General features: G+C 53.7%; 18 protein-coding genes. 10 read left to right on the top strand and 8 right to left on the bottom strand.

Annotated features, from left to right (window positions below; translation table 11 throughout):
• Nucleotides 1-4 precede the first annotated feature (4 nt).
• Together ACI2KG_RS19440 and ACI2KG_RS19435 are read right to left on the bottom strand one after the other, a co-directional pair.
• Entirely contained in the window at nucleotides 5-460 is a 456-nt protein-coding gene (locus tag ACI2KG_RS19440; RefSeq protein ID WP_020190042.1) for a hypothetical protein, read from the bottom strand.
• A 111-nt stretch (nucleotides 461-571) separates the two neighbouring features.
• On the bottom strand, nucleotides 572-1,594 hold the full coding sequence (locus ACI2KG_RS19435) for a DNA-binding protein (RefSeq protein WP_020190043.1): 1,023 nt from the start codon (nucleotides 1,592-1,594) through the stop codon (nucleotides 572-574).
• Between the two features lie 928 nt (nucleotides 1,595-2,522).
• Between ACI2KG_RS19435 and ACI2KG_RS19430 the strand changes: the two genes are divergently transcribed.
• The 8 genes from ACI2KG_RS19430 (at nucleotide 2,523) to ACI2KG_RS19395 (ending at nucleotide 13,011) form a co-directional block, all read left to right on the top strand.
• Nucleotides 2,523-3,191 carry a hypothetical protein gene (locus tag ACI2KG_RS19430; protein ID WP_181426698.1) on the top strand — a complete coding sequence of 223 codons (669 nt, stop codon included), beginning with the start codon at nucleotides 2,523-2,525 and terminating at the stop codon, nucleotides 3,189-3,191.
• A complete protein-coding gene (locus tag ACI2KG_RS19425) occupies nucleotides 3,188-4,339 on the top strand; it encodes a tyrosine-type recombinase/integrase (protein WP_110765321.1) in 1,152 nt (383 codons plus the stop codon). Before ACI2KG_RS19430 ends, ACI2KG_RS19425 begins: the two co-directional genes overlap by 4 nt.
• 470 nt (nucleotides 4,340-4,809) lie before the next feature.
• Nucleotides 4,810-5,931, top strand: a complete 1,122-nt coding sequence (locus ACI2KG_RS19420; RefSeq protein ID WP_110765322.1) for a ParA family protein — start codon at nucleotides 4,810-4,812, stop codon at nucleotides 5,929-5,931.
• Nucleotides 5,932-6,041: 110 nt separating this feature from the next.
• Nucleotides 6,042-6,965 carry a ParB/RepB/Spo0J family partition protein gene (locus ACI2KG_RS19415; RefSeq protein WP_181426699.1) on the top strand — a complete coding sequence of 308 codons (924 nt, stop codon included), beginning with the start codon at nucleotides 6,042-6,044 and terminating at the stop codon, nucleotides 6,963-6,965.
• A 1,554-nt stretch (nucleotides 6,966-8,519) separates the two neighbouring features.
• Nucleotides 8,520-8,657, top strand: coding sequence for a hypothetical protein (locus ACI2KG_RS19410; RefSeq protein WP_181426700.1), 138 nt, complete (start codon nucleotides 8,520-8,522; stop codon nucleotides 8,655-8,657).
• A 315-nt stretch (nucleotides 8,658-8,972) separates the two neighbouring features.
• A complete protein-coding gene (locus ACI2KG_RS19405) occupies nucleotides 8,973-9,095 on the top strand; it encodes a hypothetical protein (protein WP_258373840.1) in 123 nt (40 codons plus the stop codon).
• Between the two features lie 217 nt (nucleotides 9,096-9,312).
• Nucleotides 9,313-9,780 carry a hypothetical protein gene (locus ACI2KG_RS19400; RefSeq protein ID WP_110765324.1) on the top strand — a complete coding sequence of 156 codons (468 nt, stop codon included), beginning with the start codon at nucleotides 9,313-9,315 and terminating at the stop codon, nucleotides 9,778-9,780.
• Nucleotides 9,781-11,553: 1,773 nt separating this feature from the next.
• Nucleotides 11,554-13,011, top strand: coding sequence for a RepB family plasmid replication initiator protein (locus tag ACI2KG_RS19395; protein ID WP_181426701.1), 1,458 nt, complete (start codon nucleotides 11,554-11,556; stop codon nucleotides 13,009-13,011).
• A 2-nt stretch (nucleotides 13,012-13,013) separates the two neighbouring features.
• On the opposite strand, the gene ACI2KG_RS19390 is transcribed toward ACI2KG_RS19395, so the two are convergent.
• The 3 genes from ACI2KG_RS19390 to ACI2KG_RS19380 form a co-directional block, all read right to left on the bottom strand.
• Nucleotides 13,014-13,961, bottom strand: a complete 948-nt coding sequence (locus tag ACI2KG_RS19390; protein ID WP_110765432.1) for a hypothetical protein — start codon at nucleotides 13,959-13,961, stop codon at nucleotides 13,014-13,016.
• A 116-nt stretch (nucleotides 13,962-14,077) separates the two neighbouring features.
• Complete coding sequence (locus ACI2KG_RS19385) at nucleotides 14,078-14,551, bottom strand: XRE family transcriptional regulator (RefSeq protein WP_258373841.1); 474 nt, start codon at nucleotides 14,549-14,551, stop codon at nucleotides 14,078-14,080.
• A gap of 199 nt (nucleotides 14,552-14,750) precedes the next feature.
• Nucleotides 14,751-15,566, bottom strand: coding sequence for an HDOD domain-containing protein (locus ACI2KG_RS19380; protein WP_110765326.1), 816 nt, complete (start codon nucleotides 15,564-15,566; stop codon nucleotides 14,751-14,753).
• Nucleotides 15,567-15,872: 306 nt separating this feature from the next.
• Here ACI2KG_RS19380 and ACI2KG_RS19375 point away from each other — a divergent pair, with 306 nt between their 5' ends.
• Together ACI2KG_RS19375 and ACI2KG_RS19370 are read left to right on the top strand one after the other, a co-directional pair.
• Nucleotides 15,873-16,490, top strand: a complete 618-nt coding sequence (locus tag ACI2KG_RS19375) for a hypothetical protein (protein WP_110765327.1) — start codon at nucleotides 15,873-15,875, stop codon at nucleotides 16,488-16,490.
• Nucleotides 16,491-16,962: 472 nt separating this feature from the next.
• Nucleotides 16,963-17,331: a histone-like nucleoid-structuring protein, MvaT/MvaU family gene (locus ACI2KG_RS19370; RefSeq protein WP_110765329.1), complete on the top strand. Its 369-nt coding sequence runs from the start codon at nucleotides 16,963-16,965 to the stop codon at nucleotides 17,329-17,331.
• An 82-nt stretch (nucleotides 17,332-17,413) separates the two neighbouring features.
• On the opposite strand, the gene ACI2KG_RS19365 is transcribed toward ACI2KG_RS19370, so the two are convergent.
• From ACI2KG_RS19365 to ACI2KG_RS19355, 3 genes are all read right to left on the bottom strand, one after another.
• Nucleotides 17,414-18,583 carry a hypothetical protein gene (locus tag ACI2KG_RS19365; RefSeq protein WP_110765330.1) on the bottom strand — a complete coding sequence of 390 codons (1,170 nt, stop codon included), beginning with the start codon at nucleotides 18,581-18,583 and terminating at the stop codon, nucleotides 17,414-17,416.
• A gap of 1,013 nt (nucleotides 18,584-19,596) precedes the next feature.
• Nucleotides 19,597-20,142, bottom strand: a complete 546-nt coding sequence (locus ACI2KG_RS19360; protein WP_110765332.1) for a hypothetical protein — start codon at nucleotides 20,140-20,142, stop codon at nucleotides 19,597-19,599.
• A gap of 91 nt (nucleotides 20,143-20,233) precedes the next feature.
• Nucleotides 20,234-21,235: a lambda-exonuclease family protein gene (locus tag ACI2KG_RS19355; RefSeq protein WP_110765333.1), complete on the bottom strand. Its 1,002-nt coding sequence runs from the start codon at nucleotides 21,233-21,235 to the stop codon at nucleotides 20,234-20,236.
• Nucleotides 21,236-21,254: the final 19 nt, after the last annotated feature.

Below are 21,254 nucleotides of genomic sequence, written 5' to 3'. Positions count from 1 at the left end.
ATGATCATTCGTAGGTCTGAGCGTACTGCTTTTCGCTCAAACGGCTCAGCAGTTTGAAATAATTTGCTCGCGTCGACCGATCAAATACGTCGGTTTGAACTGAGAGCATGTCCAACGCAGCTGCATCCTCTCCTTTGCCCGAAGTGAAAGGAAGTGGAGCTGTGGCATAAAACACATTCCCGTTGCTAGCCTGGGCCGCATCCAAGACGGCTTTAACTTCCAGATAGCGCGGGTAACGAGTAGCAGTAAGGAAATCCCCATCATAAACGTCGAGCTCGCCTGATTGGTCCTCGACCAACACAGCCATCAATGGCCAGTTATTTTCGGAGCCATCCTTGCGCGACCCGCCCGTATCTGGGCTAGCAAAAAAGATGACTTTACGAAAGGTGTTGGTGGCAAACACCTGCAGAAGCGCTGCCTCGTTAGATGCACTGTCCGTGCATGTCTTGCGGTTAGCCATAAAAAGTCCTCATTTAAAAGTCGCACCACGCGGTGCGTTATTAAACTACCACCCTTCATCCGAAAACCTCAAGAAATACTTGACAAATTGACAAAATGTCAATTAAGAAAACTATTCGTCCGTGCCAGATGCTGCTTTACCACCTCTAAAGCCTTCTAACAGAGCGGCCTGTAGGGTTCTGTTCAGTTCACGCAGCTCCTTGTTCTGTGCTTCTAGAGCGCTCAGGTTCTGCTGGGTAACCTCCAGCCGACCGCGGGTTTCAGCGGCATCGTCAGTGGCCTTCGAGCGCTGGATCCGCAGCTGATCGATGAGCGTCAAAGCTTGCTGCAGCTCCTTGGCGACCTTCTCTGTTTTGCCTCTCTCTTCATCCCGAACCCTGGCGGTCTCCATCATCAGGTGGTTTTCGGTTCTCTCAAGGTGCTCCTCCGCGGCAATCCGCGCAGTCTCGGCCTTCGCACGCGCAGACTCAGTCGCATCGTTTGCTAATTGGAGCTGCTGCTGAAGGCGCTCAAGCTCTCCGCGATGCATGTCCTGGGCACGCTCAACTACGCCACTGTGCACATCCTGCAGGCGCTTGATTTCCTCACCATGAGCCTGACTTGCGGCAGTGAGTCTCTTGTTGAGATCTGCGACCTCAGCTTGAAGTTGCCGAATATCAGCACTCGACTGATCCAGCTGATCGGTCAACCGCTCCTTGTCCGCGATGAGGCCAGCGAGCTCTCTGCTCTGGGATTCAAGGCTAGCAGTAGCTGCCCGCTCATTGTCCTGCGCCGCCTTGGCGGCATCAACGGCAGCCGCTGTCGCCGTCTCAAGCGCTTTGCGCTCAACCGCATGAGTCTCATCGGCCGCCTTTAGAGCGACATCCCAGATCTCATCAAGCTTTTCGCACACTGCGTTTGGAACACCAGGTCTTCGCAGCCTGGCGCTCAGAATAGGGCCGGTCTCACTCCAGAACCTTTTGATTTCCTCGTTCACCAGATTGGGCGAGGCTTTGAGGTCATGGTGAATGTATATGCACTCGCGAATTTCCGCCTGGCGAACCTCGCGACCCGCATCAAGCAGCTCTCTCGCGTAAAGGTGGACAAGATCTCTGGTGCTCAGCCTTTTGTCAGATGAGAGTCCGGTGTTGGCCATGAGGCGTATCCTTGGAGATAAGGTCGGGAGACTGGGAGCCGGCGACCTCGGCGAGGGGCCAGTACGTGCCTTGGCCGCTCCTCACAGGGAGGGGGCTGGTCTTAGAGTGGAGCATACACTTACGCATCTAAAACAACAAATTCGTATTGGATATCATACGGAACGTATCCAGATAATGAAAAACTCGTGAATATCTCCGATTATCACGAGTTTTTCAGATCAAAAAAAAACACCTCTCCAAAAGCCCATCGCTATCAGTAGCTGGCTTTTCAGAGAGGCGTTTGGGATTTTTCGTTAACCCCTTAAGAGCAAGGGGTTCGGCCGAATTTGCTTGCGCTGGAGATCAAGTCTGCGTCAGCTAAAAATGCGAACCACAGTCAAATATGCGAGACCAATGCGGAAGCTCGGTACTCAACGCTAGCCATGGTCATGCTGCAAAGCCTAGCACAATGCGGCCGTTGCCCAGTCAATGCCCGACCAGCAGCATTGAAGCTGCCGGCGTGGCCAAACTCCCTGGCCTGGATCACACGCCCTGAAGAACCTCGTTGGGTCTGGATCGCCTAAGTGCGCCTGATTGGCGCCGGCAGTGATCCACACGGCCGAGGCCCAGGCGCAGCCGGAAGTAATTCGTGGACTAGGATGCACAACGCTGCGTTCCAGAAATTTGTTCCGAGCACCTAGCAAGAGCACGCCTTCACCTTGTTCATGAAATGCGGCTCGATCCAAGGCCCTTTTCAACGCCTCGGATTCCGCTCCTGCGTCGATTCTGATGAGCTCGCAGGGGCTAAGGCCTCCAGATTTCACGCAGGAGCGCGTAAATAGCCGGCTCTTTGGCTCATTTCAGAGCGGAAAACCGGGTGCATCCTTCCACTTGATTTCAACGTGAAAGCCCCTAAAATCAAGGCTTTCAACATAAAAGACTTGCGCTGTGGATCAAGCCAAAAATGCAAAGATTTCTCGCGGATTGCTGCTCTTGCGCCCAGGGAAACTGCCCCGGGATGACTTCAAGCAACTGATCGCACAGAAGGGATGGCGCATGGCAGATGTGGCTTGCCGTTGGTCAATTCGCCCAGAGCACATGAGCCGCATTGCTGCAGACGAGAATCGAGACTTCAAATGGGATGACCTCGCCCGGGCGCTACCGACATTGAGCCCTAACGAACAGGCCGCTGTGAAAGCAGCTCGCTTGGTGCTGGCGCCACCAGCGAAACGACAGCGCAAGACATCTCATGCGCAGGAGACGTCGACCGAGACGCCACAAGCGGTCGCGAGTTCAGCCGCCGCTACTAAACCCTTCAGTTGGGATCATGACGACGACGATGATGACGATGATTTCTCTGGGGTCGGCATAGATGGCTATCGGTGGAAACGGTACCTTACCCGCGGTGCCGAGCTAGTCGTCGACAGAGAGATCGATAACTTTGCGGCGTACGGGGCCATCCTGGTGGTGATCGCAGTACGGGAAGGTGTCGATACGGCTGGAGGTGCGCAGGAAGAGTACCAGTGCGAAGCACCGTCAGGTGCGCAGCGTTGGTTTGAGCCCGATGAGATTGATGACTGCCTTGTCTACAACGGCAAAACGCGAGACATACGATGAGCACGATCACTCCAGCCCCACACGGAATTCCTTACCTCCAGGCCAAGTCGGAGATTGCGCTGCTCGATCGCGAGCCTGTCGACGCCCTTGACCAGGTCGATGTGATCCAAGCGGATAACGACATAGAGGCCGCCTGGATGTGGCTCCATGCCAAAGGAAAGAACCCGAAGACTAAACGCGTGATGCGGAAGGAGGTAGAACGGTTCATTCTCTGGGCAATGCACACCCTGGGTAAACAGCTCTCTCAAATAACGGTGATGGATATCACCCAGTACATCGACTTTATGGCTGATCCACAGCCGACTGAGGTTTGGGTATCGCATACAAAACACAAGCGCTCGCACCCAGACTGGAGGCCGTTCGCTGGACCACTTAGCAAAGCGTCCCAGCAGTACGCTCTGATCCAGATCGGCAGCATGTACAAGTGGATGATTAAGGGTGGACGCCTTAAAGCGAACCCAGTGTCGCTCGTGGCCAAGCCCCAGGTCGACGTCGACTTAACGATCAAACGGCTGCTTCCCGAGGCAGCCATTGCCCTGGCATTTGAGGCTATCGCAGCTACTAAAAGCCCACGGAAACGGGCCCGCGACCATTTCATGCTGAGCTTGTTTTACATGACCGGGGTGCGAACGTTCGAAGCGACCGGCGCGACCATGGGCAAAATCCGGCGCTCAGCTAGCGGTGCTCTGTGGCTGGAGGTCCTGGGCAAGCGAAACAAGATCAGAGATGTGCCGATATCCGATGATCTCTATGAGGACCTACTGCAGTATCGTCAGGCGTTCGGCCTATCACGTGAGGTACCAGTAAAGGACACAACCCCCCTCCTCCTGGCCTCGAATTCAAAGCTCAAGCGCGCCCATAACGACACCATTTTGAAAGCGGTCAAAGAGATCATGCATCGAGCAGCTGCCCTCGCGGTACAGCGCAGCCAGTTCGATTTAGCCGATCGACTTGAGGAGGCCTCAACGCACTGGCTCCGTCACTCTTGCTTCAGCCACCTTGCCAAAGCAACTGGTGACCTGGTGATGATCAAGGCGCTTGCTGGCCACAGCAAAATCGAAACCACCAGTCGATACCTGCACACGGAGGACGACGCCTTGCATGCGGGTGTCGTCCAAACACTAAGCACACCGCGGCTGCAGCGGTAGGCCCTCCCTGGCCAAGTCCGCCGGCATTGAGTTAAAGAGTCTTGGCTATGCCCAAGGTCACTACTACAGACCTTCTTGTTGAGTCATCGGCGCCGGCGGCCCACGCTATCAAATAGCAGAGAACCTAGTTGTACGAGAGGCCATTTGTGCAACCCATAGCACTCATCAAAATGAGCAGGCCGTGATTCCGCTGCGGAGCCTCGCTCAAACACCTGCTACAGACACGTCTTTTGTTCTGTGCTCTACCGTAATCGATACTTGAGCACCCTCCCCTCATCATTTTTCCCCACTAAATCAGCAAATTACCCCCTCATTCATCTGGTTGACATCGCTTATTTCGCGCTCGCACCCGATGACAGACAACATGTCTCGGTCTATCTTCATCTGGTAGAAACGTATTTCTGCTTGTCTGACCGTATTGATTCGTATCAGAATGCGGTCATCCTACTTACCTGGCATTGGTAAACCTCATGACTGCAGCTACTGCGCCACTCGATCAGTACACCTTCACTGATTTCACTCAGCTAACTTTTACCCCTCAATTCGTGGCTGAACGCTTGATGATAAGCACTCAGACCCTGAAAGCTATTGAGAAGGAACACGATCTCAACATCGCACGTGTGGCCCGTGGATCCGTAGAGGTCCGCAGCTACACGCTCGCTGACATGTTTCTGATTGCATCGATTCGCCGTGCGAATGGGAACACCAGAGGATTTTCGAGTCCTATCACCTGCTCGACCTACGTTCAGAAAGGCGGGACAGCGAAAACCACCACTACCTGCAATATCGGTATCGAGTTCGCTTTGGCGGGTTTCAAGACCCTTATCATTGACAACGACCCTCAAGCCGACGTGTCGAGCATGCTGGGCTATGATCCTGACCAAACGACCGAAGAGCTTGTAGAGCTTGGCCTTCCTGCTGACAGGGCTGTTGAAGGGCATCTTGGGAATCTGATCCGGCTCGGCAACTTCCCAGAAATGACGCTTGACCAGGTGATCAAAAAGCCTTTCGGCGAGCACGGCCCTCACCTCATCCCAGCTTACGATTCCTTGGACGATATGGACGTAGTGCTTCGGAACGCACAAGGCGCCGACTTCCGGTATTCGCTCTTCATCGAACGTGCTCGCAAAGGACTGCTCCCGCACTGCGACTTGTCGAGCTATGATGTGATCATCATGGATAACGCACCTTCTGGGACAATGCTTTCTCGAAACAGTCTTGCCGCTGCAGATTTCCTGCTGTGCCCAATCCGTATGGACAAGTTCTCCTTCCGTGCGCTATCCCGCCTTGCGCACAAGATCAATGAGATGAGCTCCGATTTCGGTCGTGCACCTGAGATCGTCGCCATTCCCACCATGTACATGCGCAACCGCCCACGCCTGCAAGCTAACCTCGCTCGCTTGTCCAGCTTGTTCCCAGGGAAAGTGACGGAACAGCCGCTGTTCCACTCCGAGGACTACTCGAAGAGCCTGGAAGACGGGGTACCCCTTGCCCTCTGGAAACAAGGAAATGAGAACTCTCTGGGCGCGTTCCGCCATGTGTTCGAAGAAATGGTCGGCCGTATCAAAACGGTCCTGGAGAAGGGTAAATGAGGAGTTCTAGCCCGATTGGAAAGCCCACTGTAATAGCGCCGGCTGAGAGTCCGACTAGCATCCAGGGTGTACATGTTCCGAAGGTGATTCCGGAGGCCAATCTCCGGCCAATGAGCGAGGTGCTCAGCTCTCTGCACCTTGATGACGATGGGGTCAGCTCGGCGCAGCCGCTGGAACGAGCGCCAGTTTCTGACGCCGATCACGTACACCAACCGGGCCTAGATGACATTTTCCTGAGCGGTGAGAGATTGCCAGGCGAGGCGAAGTTCCTGCCTTTGACGCTCATACGCCGCGGGAAGTATCAGCCACGCCGCAAATTTGACCCCGAGAAGCTTGGCCTTCTCGCGAACACGATTGAGGATAAAGGCCTCAACAACGCGATTATCGTTCGCCCTCTTGAGGACGGTACTTACGAGCTTATTGCCGGCGAGCGCCGTTTCCTAGCTCATGAGCTGCTCCGCAAAGACCACATCTACGCCCTCATCCGGAATTTGTCGGATGCTGAAGCGGCTATCTTGTCGGTCACGGACAACGACGCCCGGGAAGACCTTACTGAATTTGAGCGTGGCGCGAGTTACAAGAAGCTACTCGATGACAATGTAGTACATTCCCAGGCGGAGTTGTCCCGCCGTGTCGGTCGAAGCATGGCCACGATCAGCCGCTGCCTTGCTTATTTCAAGCTGCCTGAGGGTGTCATTTCACTGCTGGAAGAAGATCCTGACCTGATTGGTAACAGGGTTGTCTCCGATATGGTTGCTTTGGCTGACAAGGGACATATTGAAACCGTTCTGGCCGCCGCAAACCGTATTAAAGAAGGTGCATCCCAGGACAGCGCAATCAACTGGGCCAAAGGTGAGATTCGGCGCAAGACATCACCTCAGGCCCCTGTTCCTCCGCGGCAAATCGATTACAAGGAACGCACCCAGCTGGATGCCCGTATCGATGGGCGCAAGTTGATTCTCACCCCTCCCAAAGGCATTGATCCCGCAGAGGTCCTCGCATACATCGAGGAGATGCTCAAAACGCGTAGTTAATATCCCTTCCGCCGCCGGTCCCTCCGGCGGCAAGGCGCCCTCGCCTTTCCCTTCATAATCCACTGATATTGTTGAGTTTTTCGTAGTTTCACTGTGAAAAGCTCGGTCTTGGTTCACATCACTTCTTGTCCTCCTGGCTATTTTTCACAGTGAAAAATAACACCCCCCTCCTTGGCGTTTCACTGTGAAAAACTAGCCTCTTTCCCATGGCAACTATGTAGCAGGCTCCCTCTATCCGCGCTCACTACCAACTGCACACTGTGCAGTGTTTACTATGCAGTGCACACCTCACACTGCTCACTGCGCACCGCATAGCCCATTTGATGCATGAGTGAAGTCACGCCGTCATGCTTTTCACTGTGAAACGCTCTAGCAGCTCTTCTCCTAGCCAAACCATTTCACAGTTCGACGCGCTTCCGCCGACTGCTGTAATGCGGGTCGTTTCACAGTGAAAAGGTAATCGGCTTCCACCTGCTCTCTTCCTTCTCCGAGTCGTGCCCAGAAGTCTCGTTCTGCTCATGGATCCAGACATCACCGGCGCAACTGGTTTGTTACCGAGCACCGACTCATCCCCACATTTCACGGTGAAAAGTGCCGCTCGGGCACTGGACGGGACTCTTTACAAAGACGGGTGCTACCGGACCGTCTAGGAGACCCAGGTTATGCGGAGCAGTCGACTGCCGATCTGAATAGCCAGCGTCCAGGAATGTGCATGTTGTGAATGCCCATCGATTTCCGCCTCCCTTTTCACGGTGAAAAGACTACGGGTTGCAGGTCTGGGGTTGTGCCTGCAGATCCGAAAGATGCGCGTTACAACTTCGATGACCACAAGATCCACTGCTACGCAGAACGGAGAGTCATCCGCTTTTCACAGTGAGGAGTCGCTCCCTGCTGATACGGGCAGAAGGCAACAGGTCCCACTAAGAACCGACCAGGATCTCCGTCCACAAATGGACATGAGTGATCCGACTCAGCTCGCCTGGCTTTTAATCTGGCATCGAGCTTTTCACGGTGAAAAGCCGCGGCCCCCTTCATAAATGGACAGGTTCCGGGTCTCTATTTCACTGTGAAAAGCTTCACCGCGATGAGGGAACTCATGGGTTCAAAGCGCAGCTCAGTACGTAAACAGGAATCGAACTGTCCTGGCTTAATCAGCTGCGTGGTGCAATTGGCGCCACTGGCAGCATTCCGACGTTTTCACAGTGAAAACCACGGGGTAGCACACCATTTCGAGCGGTTACCGCGAATTGCTCTCCAACACGCCCAGCGGCCATAGGGGATGCGAGGACCAACAGGGTTAACGGCACTGCATTAACTCCGTGCCGGCTGTTGGATCAGACTCTACAAATCCAAGGAAGACCCCATGCCAGGCCAAGCATACGCACCGTCTATGTACTGATTACGTTGGGGGCTAAGGCGAGAGCGATTGGGCGGTTCATATATGCACTTCACCTAAAGTCCTCGATGACCGAGGCCTAATTTTTCACTGTGAAATGGCTAAATTATGAGCTCGTTTCATCCCTACGTTTCACAGTGAAATGACCAGGTGAGTTGATGTACGGCCCGGTGCTGGAACCGAACCTAGAGATCGTCTGGCTGCGCAGCGCCGCGCAGATGTACTACGAGACCGCCCAACGAAAAGGCCTGAGCATTCTTCAGCTGTGCAAGCGCATCGCTTGGATGGCCCACTAGCACCTGGCCATCCTCGGCACCGGCCAGGACGTGGGCGACAAGATGGGGGCCTGGGTCGATGAGGAACCCGCCGATAGCGTCAACACCGCGCCCACTCTCTTACCCATGGCATCGATGATTTCGTCGAGTACGTGCTGCCCCGAATTGCGACGCCGGCCGGATCCGCTTCCGCGGGGAATACGAAGGCAGAACGCTGCGCGAGAACACTGCCCTGACCGAGCCGAACAGCCGCTTCGCCTGATGCTGCCCGGAGAGTCGTCATCATGTCGCAGGTCTTGATTCAAACCGAACCCGCCCCGGTATCGGAGGTAGCCGGTGATCCGCCTCTTTCCGCCGTTGCCTGGGGCAGTACGCTACGGGCGTGGTGGTGGTCACACCGCGAGCAGCGGGGCACAGCTCAATGGCATGACCATCGACTCGTGGGCCTTCTGGATCTAAAGCAGCAGGTTCTTAACAAGCTGGCCCGTTAACTGGGCTCTTGTCTTTTCACAGTGAAACGCACAGCTTTGCGGGCGTGGGGCAAGCAGATCAATCTGTTATCATTTGATTCAATCAAAGTACGTTTACGTGTTATGCAACGAATACAAAACCATGTGCTGCATAACAGAGTGCAAGCTATGGCGCATACGCCGCCCCAACAGATCAGGAGAAACGCATGTCTATTGCACTGGTATTGAGCGAAGGCTCCGGAACCATCTTCGAGAACAAGAACCGCACATCTGATGCAGCACCCGTGATGATCGGCTATGTAGAGTTCACGCTGAACAAGGAGCGTAACCAGAAGCTGAAGCTTGAGGTAGCGGTCTGGCTCAAGCAGAAGCAAGGCTCAAACGAAAAGTTCTACTCACTGTCAGTAGGCGGGATCAATGCCAGCCTGTTCAAGGAAGCTGACAAGAAGGAAAAAGGTCCCGACTACGCGGGTAGCTTCGGCTTCAACCACGAAATGCGCATTGCAGGCTGGCGCAAAGACGGCGTGGATGGTGGTGCACCATTCATCAGCCTTTCGGTTACTCCAAAGGTAAGACCGGTGAGCCAGCCGTCGCCAGCAGCTGACGCTGCTGCGCATGCAAACCCAGCTCAGGATGGCCTAGTGGATACAGGTGATCCTCGGTTCCAATTCTGATAACCCCAGACCCCGCTTAGCGGGGTTTTTTTTTGCCTCATTGCCGCAGGCAGCTTCGAAGTCGAATCACGAGGTACTGGCCCTTCATCTCAACGGCACTGGACCTCAGCTTACTACCCAGGCTTAACCGCTGTAGGAGGGTGACTTCCGCGAAGCGGTCGAAAGCTCAAACTCTGACTGCAATTGGGCCTTCACAGGGTCATTCGCGCTCACTGCCATATGTGACCAGGCCGAGCACTGCCGGCGCGAGGCCAGCCAAGACTGCAACCGATCAAGACCAGGGCCATGCTGCCCATACCCATAGAGAGAGCGTGTTCTGCGCACCGGTTACCGCCCGGGTTATAGCTGCGTGCGGGCTCGCTCGGTCCGGCTGCCATTTAGGAGGCCTTGCCAGGCCGAGCAGCTACATTACTCCCGCCAATTAGGCCGGCAACACGGCTGTTCCCGATAAGGTCACGGGCACTCTGGCAACGGTTTCATATTCCGCCGTTATCGCCCATGCTCGTTCCATCAAACGCAACCGGCTCGCCGGCAGGGATCGATGATGACTGCGACGTTTCGAAGATGGATAGGTACGGCCAAGCACGCGTAACAGCCTGGCATCTTGTTTCGTGGCCTGGTCGACTCGATCGCCCCCCCTTTTTCTCTCTGTCATGGCTCAAGCGACCCAGAGCTCTTGATCGAGTTGACCTGCTGGGACCGCCTGCAGTGTTTTCACGTGAAAACCTCATGAAGCCAATTGTGCCATGGCTAGAGGTAGCGCCCTTCGTAGGCGTGGACCTCCCTGGACCTGGCTGGCGGATCACAGGGCGAAACAGCGAAATGTGCCATCTCTAGAGGCGCGACAGCTCGAAATTGCCAAAATGTGCCATGGTTAGTGGGCGAAATACGGAAGCCGACCGAAATGTGCCATCTCTAGATGAGGTAGGGGCAGTGGACACCCAGCCAAATGTGCCACGCTTCGAGTACCTCCCCATCAGTCTTATGCCACTTTTCACAGTGAAAACTATATCAACGATGCCGATCGCGGGCTCCGTTCAACTAGTTCAAAGCGGTTGAGTCATTATGCGTCGTGGCAAGCCAGTACTAGGGGGGGTGTAGGGGGATCTCCCCCCCTTGAATCATCAATTGTGCCATCGTCAGGGCCATGGGGGGGGGGGCTGTAGGTGTCTGATAAGCTTAAAGAAACGAAATGTGCCATTGTTAGAGCACTGCTAAAGCAATTTCGGCAGATCGCTGGGATTCGCGTGCCACGAATCGTGATGAAGAGTGCCATCGTTAGGGAGGGTGCTGATGCGAAATCGATCATCAGTAATGGCTGGAGGGCCCGTATTTACTAGGCTCGATCCAATTGTGCCATCGCTAGAAAGCCACATGCCTAACAGTGGCACAATTCACAAGATCGGCTAGCGATGGCACAGTAAGGGTCTAAAGGTGGCACATGTTTCTAAGGATGGCACCGGAGCCATCTACCGCCGGCACATTAGTCTCGGAGGATGGCACTGTTCCCCCTGGAGATGGCACACAAAAATGGCTAGAGCCCTTGTGTATCAAGGGGTCGAGGGATTCACTAACAAAGCTTTAAAAAAGCAGTGAAAACAGAAACAAGCTGTTGTAGGTTTTTTGCTATCGCTTTTTTGAGTCAAAAGCGAAGGTCAAAAGCGGTCCCTAGGGATGGCACAATTGGGCACTGACGTTGGAACCGTATTTTCGTTGACCAGAACTCATACGTTCGAGTAATGTGCCACCACAGTCACCGATGGCACAATTCACATGGACTCAGAAACCCCCACACCGCGAGCTCGGAGAGCAAAGCGTACAGCCGGAGCGACAACGGATACCAGTCCAGCGAAACGCAAGAGAGCACCCAAGCTCCAGGTCGTTCGTGATGTAGAACCCTCCAAAGCCGTCGAGCTGAGAAAGGCAACCGAAGCCCTTTCGATGCGAAACGTCTCTGCCGCCAGTGACTTCACATTCCTTCAGCGAAAGCTCTATAACACCCTCCTGCAATTCGCCCAGCAGCGGCCGAGAGATGAGATGGTTCATGAGATCCCGATCAAGCAGGTCGAGGACAACATTGGACACACCACCTCGAACAGCCGTGATTACCTCAAGAAGGTACTCGTGAGTATGTCTCAGACACAGGTGGAGTTTGACTACAAGGGTGAAAGCCCTGGCCGCAAGAGCGAGTGGGGCATCGCAAACCTGATCGCTGAAGCCTACATCTTGGAAGATGGCCAGACACTTCGCTTCTCGTTCCCGCCTGATCTGAAACGCCGGCTACTCGACCCTGCGATCTTCAACTTGATCGACTTGCGTATGCAGTACCACTTCTCCAGCTTTTCTGCTCTCACGCTCCACGAAATCACGTCGCGCTACCTCGGCTCACCCATGGGGGAGACGTACCGTGCACATTGGTCTGAATGGAGCGTTGTGCTGTCAGGATCTGCTACGCCACATGCCGAATTTCGCGACTTCAACAAAATGCTGGGTCGCGCAATCGACCAGGTCAACAGCATTGAACGCAGATTCCGCATCACGCCGCACGTGACAAAGCTAAACCGGAAGATGGACAAGCTTTGGTTCAAGCTGGAGACACTGATTCAGCCTGGCCTAGACCTTGGACCATCACCAGAGCTGGTTAGCCAGGACGTGTCAAAGCGCCTCAAAGCACTGTCCTTGAGTCAAAAGGATATCGATGAGCTTGGCATGACTCACGACGAAGAGTACCTGCTTGCGCAAGCTGACTACACCGAGGCACAGATGCGCAAGGAAGGGGCTAACGTTGCAAGTCCTGCGGCATATTTCAAGGCTGCAGTAGCCAACAACTACGCCAAGGCTCCAACTCAACAGAAGGCCGCGGAACCAGGCAAAGGCAAAAAGCCAGCCGCCTCTAAAACCGGTGAGAAGTCAAAGCCGGCACCATCGCAAGCGCCGAAAGCAGCACCATCGAACCAAATGGCAGACCTGTTGGAGCAGTGGGGAGCAGCTCAGCGTGAAGCTATCAGGGCCCAGTTCATGGAACTGTCGGACGAGCAGAAGAAAGAGCTTGCGGAGAAATATGAGACCGAGCTGCGCAAAGACGATCTGGCCTACTCGCAATACCGGTCGAAGGGTTTGAACACGATGGTGATCAATTGCTTGGTAGCGATCCAGTTCCAGGAGCGTTTCCCTGAGGCCCCAAGCTCGGAAACACTCCTGCAATTCTTGCTGGGTGGAGCGAAGATCTAAAGCTATCTGTGGCCGTTCGAGGACGGCTGCGGGGCTATCTGTGCGGTGCGCTGGACAATGTTCAACAGCGTATCAGCGGAGAGGAAAGGGGAGTTCTTCAGCATCTGCTCAATGAGCAGCGTCACCACGCCGAAGCAGTCCCCCGGGCCAATGGGCACCGATCGCGCTGTCCGGCCTTTCGTATTCACTGAGAGAAATACTTTCCCTGGCTGGTTCTCGATCGTGAACCACTTTTCGTTTTGCGCACCATGCCCTTTCCCATCGAACTTTGCCTGCATTTGCATGAAGGTCGCCAGCACGCCGGGCAGCTCGCGTCCAGATAGCTGAATGCTGATCTTGTCAGACCAGTTGAATCTCTTGGATGCGGTCGACTCTGCGGCTTCGATCCTAATAGTATGCTCACCACCCCTGGTCATATCGGACTGGAAGCAAACGGCGACCTTTCCGCCGTACACATGCCGAGTAACAAAGGTCTTGTCGCCAGCAGGCTCGCAGACATTGTCGGAGGTGACAGGCTCCTCGGCAGAGTCAATATCCGCAGCTTCGATCAGCACCTCTGGTTCCTGGGATGCACTGTGCTGCGAATGAGCGTTCCGGTAGATTTCGCACAGATGCTGACCAACATTTGAGTCTACGTAACCACCATTGGCCCATTGTTTGAGATCTTGAGAGAACTGCGGGCCCTGGGATTTGCCAATGCTGATCAGCACGGGGAGGGATGGCTGTGGGAGCTTGGCATGGAGGATTCGCTCGGCACACCCTGGTAGAATCGTAAAGAAAATTCCACGAAGATAGTGCAGGGCTGAGTTGTCGCCGGCTTTTGCCCGATCGATCGCGTCGGTGAGGTCATCACCCTCTGATTTGTAAACCTCATCGAGCACTTCGATGTCGGGTGCAGGAATTCGCAAACTAGAGAGCATGGCAGATGCAAACTGGGCATCGAAACGCATAAAGAAGAACCCTTGGCTCAGTAAAATACCGTTCGTAGCCTTACGGATACTAGCAATAGGGTACTTTCTTATCAATACGTGTTATATCCCTTTTGGGAATAACGCGGCAAAAGATACTACAGAATGTCTATATCGAGGGCTTTGTTCAGCTCGTCTTCAATGTCGACGGAGCATCCATCCAGCTGGAAATCAGATTTCGCCAGTACGCCCAACGCCATCATGATAAGTGGGGTTCCGAGATCAATACGCTTCGCTACGATCCTGATAGCAGCAAGATCGCGGAGGGAGGGCTTAGGGCGACCAGTGCGCCACGAATTGAGCGTCTCAAACGGAACATCTATTTTCTCGGCGGCCTCCTTGAGATCTTCTGACCAAGTGGCTGCGATCAGTTCATCCAGGATGAAAATCGGGGATGAGGCGACGTCTGCCTTCGTGACCTCCTCGAAATAGGCCGCGGTCTCATGGCTCTGGCTGACGGCTTTCGAATTGAAGACCGCTGACTGCTGGATCAGGCAGTAGTCCGACCAGCGAAAAACGTCCGCCATCTGCAGAACTCGGAAACCCGAGCAATGAAGAAAGGCTGCGATCAAGTCGATTCGTTTTCGATCCAGTACGTCATGGAGGGGGCGCGGTTTGGCTTTTGACTCATCCCCAAAACAACTGGCAAGCGTGTCTGCGGTGAAACCACAGGCCTTGCTAGCCTCTTGGAAAGGGAGCGATAGCAGTTCAGATCTATCGATTATGGCCTGATATAGGCGGAGCCCTGGGGTCACTACAAATCCTTCTCTCTTAACCGATCATCAGCACTGATTCAGACACACGTTGTCGGCAGATATCCAACAAATCATGAGAGAGGCCAAGAGATTTTGCTATCTCTGGGTCCACCCAGTCTGCGAGTGATGATCTATCCAACCCCATAACCACGCCATAAGCGTAGGTCGAGGATACTGATAGCAATTGGCCAAGGATATCGGGTAGGGGGGATCTATTGGAATACGTGAGCAACGCTTTTTGGATTGGGGACGGGAATTTCCAGCGCTTCAGCAGCTCTGCTCCAACCTCAGCATTGTCAAATCCAAGCTGCGCTTGCTCGACAGGACGCCGGCCGACAAGGTCGAATGCATCAACGGACTGAACTACTGTGCAGGCTTCATCGGGCATTACCAGATGAATGAGTAGAGCGCCTATGCCTTGCATCAACCCCGTAGTGAAAGCGATATCCCGCTCTGCACCTATGCTCTCAGCCAGGGCAGATGCCATGAACGCAGTATGCAAACCCATTTTCCAGTAGGTCGGCATATCAATGCCTGGTGCGTCCGGCAGCGCCTTCAGTAGGCCTGTCGTGATAATGGTGGTACGGAAGTTATGAATGCCAATTGTAGATATGGCATCTTCGAGGCGGGAAACAGTACCGCTGCGTCCGAAATAAGCAGAGTTGGCCGTGCGCAGTACTTTTGCGGCGAGAGCCTGGTCAAGGCTCACTGCTTTCACAATGCTGGACAACGGCACTGAAGGATCCCTAGACATCGCTAGTAGCTCCATAACCACCGATGAGATCGTGGGTAAGGCTGCGGGATTCTTGAAAATTTTTGCCAGGGCTTTCATAAAAAATCTCAGTGAAATTTTGAGCCATCTATCCGTAGGTAGAAAGTCAAATTGTAACGTCTTGCACACGCACGGTCATTAATGATTCAAGAATTGAAATTCTGCGCCGATAGCCTCAAATGGCCAAAGAAAAGTAATTTTAATTCTCTGTAACGCTGAGATATACGCCACCTGTATTATATTGATGGCTTTTGGTATTTTTCTTTATCGGTTCGTGATTTCATCTTACACACGCATGTGACACATCCCCTGAGGCAAGGCAGTTAGGCGAAAAGCCTCAACAGCACACTCTTTCAGGAGACCCACATGATTTCGTACCCACAACATAATCAAGCGCAAACTCGTTCCCTGCTGATTTCCGGACTGTTCCCCAATGGGGAGCCGTTCGCGGAAGAGGTCCAAGCTGATTCTTCCTACGTAGCCCAGATCAAGGTGCTCGCCCAGTGCCGCTATAGCGATCTGGGTGGTGACCTGGATGTTACCGGGCTGACAGATGCTGCCTCTGGGTCATCTGTACAGGACTCGCTACTGTCGGCCGGCCAGGACCTCCTCAGCGAAGTAGAGGCTGTCGAGTATGTGATTCACACCGTTCAAAATTCCCTCAATAATGGCCGCACGTTTTCAGCTGGATCCACCAGCGAGTTGCGCGCTTACGTTGAGTTCTTCGACCTCATCCTATCCGAGGCCCCTCATGCATTTGACGGGCTATGCTCCGGCGACCGGGTGGCAGATGATGAGGAAATCACCCTTGATTTCGAAGATTCCAGTTCCGCTGAGTTTACGCTCGTGCCGGCAGATGCTCTGCTGACGCTAGCCACAGTGGCGCTGGAGGAGGGGAGGGCTGTTGCCGCTTATCAGGTACTGACGATGGCGAGCATCACCCGCGTTGCATTGAGCAAGGCCTGCATTCGGGCCTTGGTGTAAAAAAGACCTTCTGGATACCCTCCAGAAGGTCTTTTTTTTACCACTGCATTTTCAGTTGGTGTAGCACGGTGATGCGCGCATGCAACTGGTCCTGGAATTGAACTACCTGGCCTTTCAGAAGCACCCGAATGCTCGTAAAGGAGTCACCCTCTACCCAGCCTGCCCTAGCGGGATCAACTATGCAGCAGATGCTGCCGGTGAGGTCGGACGCAATGAAGCTCAACCAAATCTCCCCCTCAACGCATGCTGTCTTGGGTGGTTCTGAAATCAAGTAGACACCTTCGAAGTTACGGCCGGCTAGCAGTGTTGCAATGTGGTGGTGGCGGCCGCTTTCTGCGTACTCATCAGCGTTGCAAATCATAGAATTTCCGTCGAGTCAGTAGAAAACGAACAGCACGTAGCGTATAGTAATTTTAACGCAAATTAGTTATAGATTCTTGTTTGCAGAATTGTACACCAATGAGGATTATGCATGAGCAAGTTGGCTGAATTTCGTGCTGCAGAAAAAGCACTGCAAGAGCAACTTTCTGCTTTGGAAGCGCTGAAAAATGATTCAGGGCTTCAACGTGAGATTGAGTTCGAAGAAAAGCTCAAAAGCCTGATGGCAGAGTACGGCGCGAATTTGGGCAAGGTCATCGCCATTCTCGACCCGGCTTCAAGTCTGCGCAAAACCAATGCACGTCCAGAAGGCGATCGTCAGCAGCGTAAGCCACGTGAGGTCAAGGTCTACAGAAATCCCCACACCGGTGAGACTATCGAGACCAAAGGCGGCAATCACCGCCAGCTGAAAGAGTGGAAAACTCAGTATGGTGGTGACGTCGTCGAATCCTGGAAAAGCTGAGTCCTATTAGCTCTTCACAAAACCGGCTTCTGCAGCCGGTTTTTTTCGCCCCAAAAAAACCCGCATAAATGCGGGTTCGTATTTAAGAGCGCTCTGCTTGAAGCCGCTGCTCTACAGCTTTTCTCATACGAATCTCGTAGTCGATCCGCTGTTCATAACGAGCCAGGGCCGTTGCATCGGGTTTGGTTTCGTTGTTACGCCACCGGTAGATCGTCATTTTGGTCACCCCAAGTATGGTGGCCATGTCTTCGTCCTTCTCGGCATCGATGGAGAGGCGAGTCATCCATTCAGCCAAGATGACGTTCATGTCTCGGTCGAAACGCAAAAGGCGTTCTCTCCGGTGCGGCTCCTCTGCCAGAAGACCCCGAGCTTTTTCCATTACCTCCGTGGGCACCGACGCAGTCCGGCCATAGATGTAGGAAGAGAGTCGAGGGAGACCAATGCCCAGGGCAAAGGCATAGTCTTGATTGCGTAGGCCCAGGTCAGAGCCGATCTTCACCAGTTCTTGCTGATCAACCGAAAGCTCGGCCCGGCTTCCGCCGCGGGGACGCTTCACACCAGCATCAGCTGGTTTGGTTCGCGATGAAGTGTCCGTATCGTTTTCTTGGTCGTCCGTTGGCTGAGGTTGTACAAGGCGCACCATTGGATCTTGATCCATGGCATAGATGCCGGAACTGGCCACTGTTTGTTCTCCGTTGATCACCCGTTTAAGTGCTGCGGCCATTTTAATGGTGGCAGCTTCTGTATCGATATCTCGATCGTGGTCTACTTCTACCTGGTCGGCTAGACCGACCTGCTCCAGTTCCTCACCCTTCTCTTGCATATCCTCGATGGAGCGATGATTGATCATCAGTTTCTGGCGATCTCTCAGGACTTCTCGGCTGACGTTGTGCGCCACAGCGTACACAACCGCATAGACGGCATCCTGATCTTCAATCTTAGCCAGCATAGAGCTAAAGAAGACTTCCAGAGTCCTTTGCAGGACCTCTTCAAAATCGCTGAGTTCGCACTTGTTTTGACGGAGCTTGACCCTGCAGATTTTGCGAACGCGTTCATCGCGATCCATCTCGAAGGCCAGACGGTTCACAAGCGAGCGTGAGCGATCCTTATTCGAGATGTAAGTCCAGCACAGCTTTTCAAAGGTCGAGGGGGGGCCGGAAGGCTTGGAGGAGGGGAGTAGCTCGATGTCGGTGTCTTGCACAAGCCCTGAAGCAGTCTCTTGCTCCAGGGCATCAATCTTTTCTACTGCCATAAAGGGCTCGTGATTTATCTAACCTACGCAGCCACGGTATCCACAGATCGGTCCAGTTGAGGGAGAGCGACACTCCTGAACTGCGCCAGCGAACTGGACACTCCGAGGAGGACTTTGATGCCGGCGGCCAAGATCTCAGTCTTGATCTCAGGGTAGGCACTCATAGCGTGCTCGATCCGCTCACCTACTTTTCGGATCTGGTCAGCTTGGCTTAGATCATCCACCCCGAACACAGTGCTGGGGTTCTGACTAGGTTCCACGCCAAGGGCGTCCAGGCCGATTTCGATTGGGGAGTACTCGTGGATCATGAAGCATTACCTCTGGTAGCGACCGTAGAAGGCCGCTTATATTGATTATACGTACGTGACAGAGAACGTCAATCAAATCCATAACGCGTAAGTGGAAGACTGAAGCGTCTCAAATCGTTGTACTGTGCATTACGCAGGCATGTGATTGGTGATGCAGGAGCGAGGGATCAGATACAGGTCGCCTGGATTGCCCGCTCAAAGCCGGACAACGCAGCGTGAACCTCAGTCATATCTGATGCAAAAGTAGACGCAATAACGACGCCAGCCAGGAGAATTTCAGTCTTGGCTTCTGGGAAGTCTGTCATTGCTTTGAGCATGCACTTGGATGCGCACTTGTTGGAGCAGCTTTTATTGAATCGTGGGCAATGCGGTTTGCCATCGGGTGAGAGGCAACCCAGCGAAGAAAGACCGATTTCCGTAGCTCCCTGGTATGTGTCAAAGCTGAAAGACATGCTGTGTCCCTAATTCCTATCTAATCCGTTGATTGGCGGTGCGGGACAAATTATAGGGACGTGTTGTTATGAGGGTCAACGAATCGGCGCCAGAAAAGTTCCCTGAAGAGTGCAGTTTAATGCGTGCAAAATTTGGTATGCACGATTTTTCGTATGCAAAAAAGCCGCTAAGGGTTTGAATTGTGAAAGTGTAATCCATTTGATGAATAAAAAAACCAGCACCTTGAATAAGGCGCTGGTTTATGTGATGCAGTTAAAGAAAGACGTCTCCATCAGGAACAACGAGGATGTCTTCTGGCGTGTCTACTATGCGGGTTTGATCCTCGAACAGGTCACCCACGGATCCAATAGTAGGGGCTGCATTTTCCTCGATCGGTTGCTTGGCCCTTTTGGCTACGAGTGCGCATTGCACGGTTTTTGGCCGCTGTTTACTGGTGGGTGGAGTGATGCCGTTTCCTTGAGGAAGGTTCTTGAGATGCGCATCGTTTCTTCTCTTTGGTGGGGGCGGAATGTCGCTAAGGTCATATGCCTTTGGCGTATCCCGCTTGCGTTGAGTCTGTCCTGTGCGTTCCCGCTCGTATGTCCGTTGTGGTTTAAACGAAGTATTGTCACTTTTGGTATGAATAACTGGTAAATATGTGAAGCTTCCTGTTTTCCACCAAGCAATCACTGGTGCACATATAAGAATCGTCAATGTGAATAGCACTAGCTTATGCGATGCGCCCGTAGCCGCCACCAACGCGGTGTAGATACAAACTACTCCAAGCCACGCGGATACATGCTTATTGATACGTTTCATTCGGTCTCCCAGGTTCGCTTTATGAGAGGGGATGCCGCACACGCCTGTGCAAAACAGGCAAAAAAAAACCCCCGTTTCCGGGGGGGTTGCGTTAGAAGATGAATTCCTTCCTCAAGGCTTGTTTCGCTGGTTTAGGCGCTGGTTGTCCAGTTTGCACGGTGTGGGATCCCGATTGAGGCAACGGCGCCGCCGGTAAGGTAGGCATAGTCAGGGCTGCATTGAGCTGATCACGAACAGTCACATTTTCTACAGAGGGTTTCCTGTATGCATCGATTTGGCTTTCTGTCAGATCAACGCCGTGTGCTTTGAGCAAGGCACGCCAGTCGACAGGTCCTTTACGTGTGGAAAGGTGAACAGAGACGCCTTCGCTTTCATGTCGCTTGCGGCCTGGCGGCATCTGAGAGAGCAGCACAGCTCGGGCTGCTTCCTCTCGCGCTGTGGCTTCCTGAAGTTGCCGGTTTGACTGCCGCCAGGCGGCCGCTGCGGCTTCCCATTCATCTGTGCTCCATTTGCCTGTTTGGAGCCGGTGCCAGAAGTCGAGCTCGCCTTTAAGTATTTGATCGATCCGCTTCTGGTTCCGCGGGACTTTGAGCAGCACGCCTTTAGACCCATCGAATGAGTAGTAGTGGGCGAAGCTGGCTTCAGCAACAAAGATCTGGTGCTGAACCTGGTCCACATACTCCGGTGGGACGATGCCCTTGAGCGCAAGACCATGAGCTGTGTCTCCTGGACATTTGATCTCGACTGGAACGCCCATGAAAGGATCGTAGCCGTCTAGCGATGCCCGGATAAATGGGATCGAGTCACTCTCGGCAATAATGGGCGTGACCATGGTACCGGTGTGCCTCTCATATGCAGCCCTTGCTATGGGTTCCAGCTGATGACCCCTGGCCCGAATCCGATCGACATAGGGGTTCGGCGGCGGGGGAGGCCCGATGCCCAGCCTGAGTCTGAAAAGCTCATAAGAACTGCGGAATTTTGACGTACCCATGATCTGGGGCGCCTCGCTAGCTCCGATTCCTTCATTACGCCATGCGAACCAGGCGGCGGAGTTTTGCTGAGCAGCTGGTCCCGTGATGATGCGCATTGCCATATCGCGATCTCCTCTAAAA

This window comes from Pseudomonas sp. NPDC089407 (assembly GCF_044900445.1).
Classification (GTDB): domain Bacteria; phylum Pseudomonadota; class Gammaproteobacteria; order Pseudomonadales; family Pseudomonadaceae; genus Aquipseudomonas.
Note: the sequence above shows the minus strand (reverse complement) of the source record. Positions and strands in the feature narration are given on the sequence as shown.

What these genes read in the sequence shown, in the direction of transcription:
- ACI2KG_RS19355 (WP_110765333.1), bottom strand. Translation starts at nt 21,235, where the DNA reads ATGGCAATGCGCATCATCACGGGACCAGCTGCTCAGCAAAACTCCGCC.
- ACI2KG_RS19415 (WP_181426699.1), top strand. Translation starts at nt 6,042, where the DNA reads ATGAGCGAGGTGCTCAGCTCTCTGCACCTTGATGACGATGGGGTCAGC.
- ACI2KG_RS19410 (WP_181426700.1), top strand. Translation starts at nt 8,520, where the DNA reads ATGTACGGCCCGGTGCTGGAACCGAACCTAGAGATCGTCTGGCTGCGC.
- ACI2KG_RS19435 (WP_020190043.1), bottom strand. Translation starts at nt 1,594, where the DNA reads ATGGCCAACACCGGACTCTCATCTGACAAAAGGCTGAGCACCAGAGAT.
- ACI2KG_RS19375 (WP_110765327.1), top strand. Translation starts at nt 15,873, where the DNA reads ATGATTTCGTACCCACAACATAATCAAGCGCAAACTCGTTCCCTGCTG.
- ACI2KG_RS19395 (WP_181426701.1), top strand. Translation starts at nt 11,554, where the DNA reads ATGGACTCAGAAACCCCCACACCGCGAGCTCGGAGAGCAAAGCGTACA.
- ACI2KG_RS19380 (WP_110765326.1), bottom strand. Translation starts at nt 15,566, where the DNA reads ATGAAAGCCCTGGCAAAAATTTTCAAGAATCCCGCAGCCTTACCCACG.
- ACI2KG_RS19370 (WP_110765329.1), top strand. Translation starts at nt 16,963, where the DNA reads ATGAGCAAGTTGGCTGAATTTCGTGCTGCAGAAAAAGCACTGCAAGAG.
- ACI2KG_RS19365 (WP_110765330.1), bottom strand. Translation starts at nt 18,583, where the DNA reads ATGGCAGTAGAAAAGATTGATGCCCTGGAGCAAGAGACTGCTTCAGGG.
- ACI2KG_RS19420 (WP_110765322.1), top strand. Translation starts at nt 4,810, where the DNA reads ATGACTGCAGCTACTGCGCCACTCGATCAGTACACCTTCACTGATTTC.
- ACI2KG_RS19390 (WP_110765432.1), bottom strand. Translation starts at nt 13,961, where the DNA reads ATGCGTTTCGATGCCCAGTTTGCATCTGCCATGCTCTCTAGTTTGCGA.
- ACI2KG_RS19400 (WP_110765324.1), top strand. Translation starts at nt 9,313, where the DNA reads ATGTCTATTGCACTGGTATTGAGCGAAGGCTCCGGAACCATCTTCGAG.
- ACI2KG_RS19440 (WP_020190042.1), bottom strand. Translation starts at nt 460, where the DNA reads ATGGCTAACCGCAAGACATGCACGGACAGTGCATCTAACGAGGCAGCG.
- ACI2KG_RS19425 (WP_110765321.1), top strand. Translation starts at nt 3,188, where the DNA reads ATGAGCACGATCACTCCAGCCCCACACGGAATTCCTTACCTCCAGGCC.
- ACI2KG_RS19360 (WP_110765332.1), bottom strand. Translation starts at nt 20,142, where the DNA reads ATGAAACGTATCAATAAGCATGTATCCGCGTGGCTTGGAGTAGTTTGT.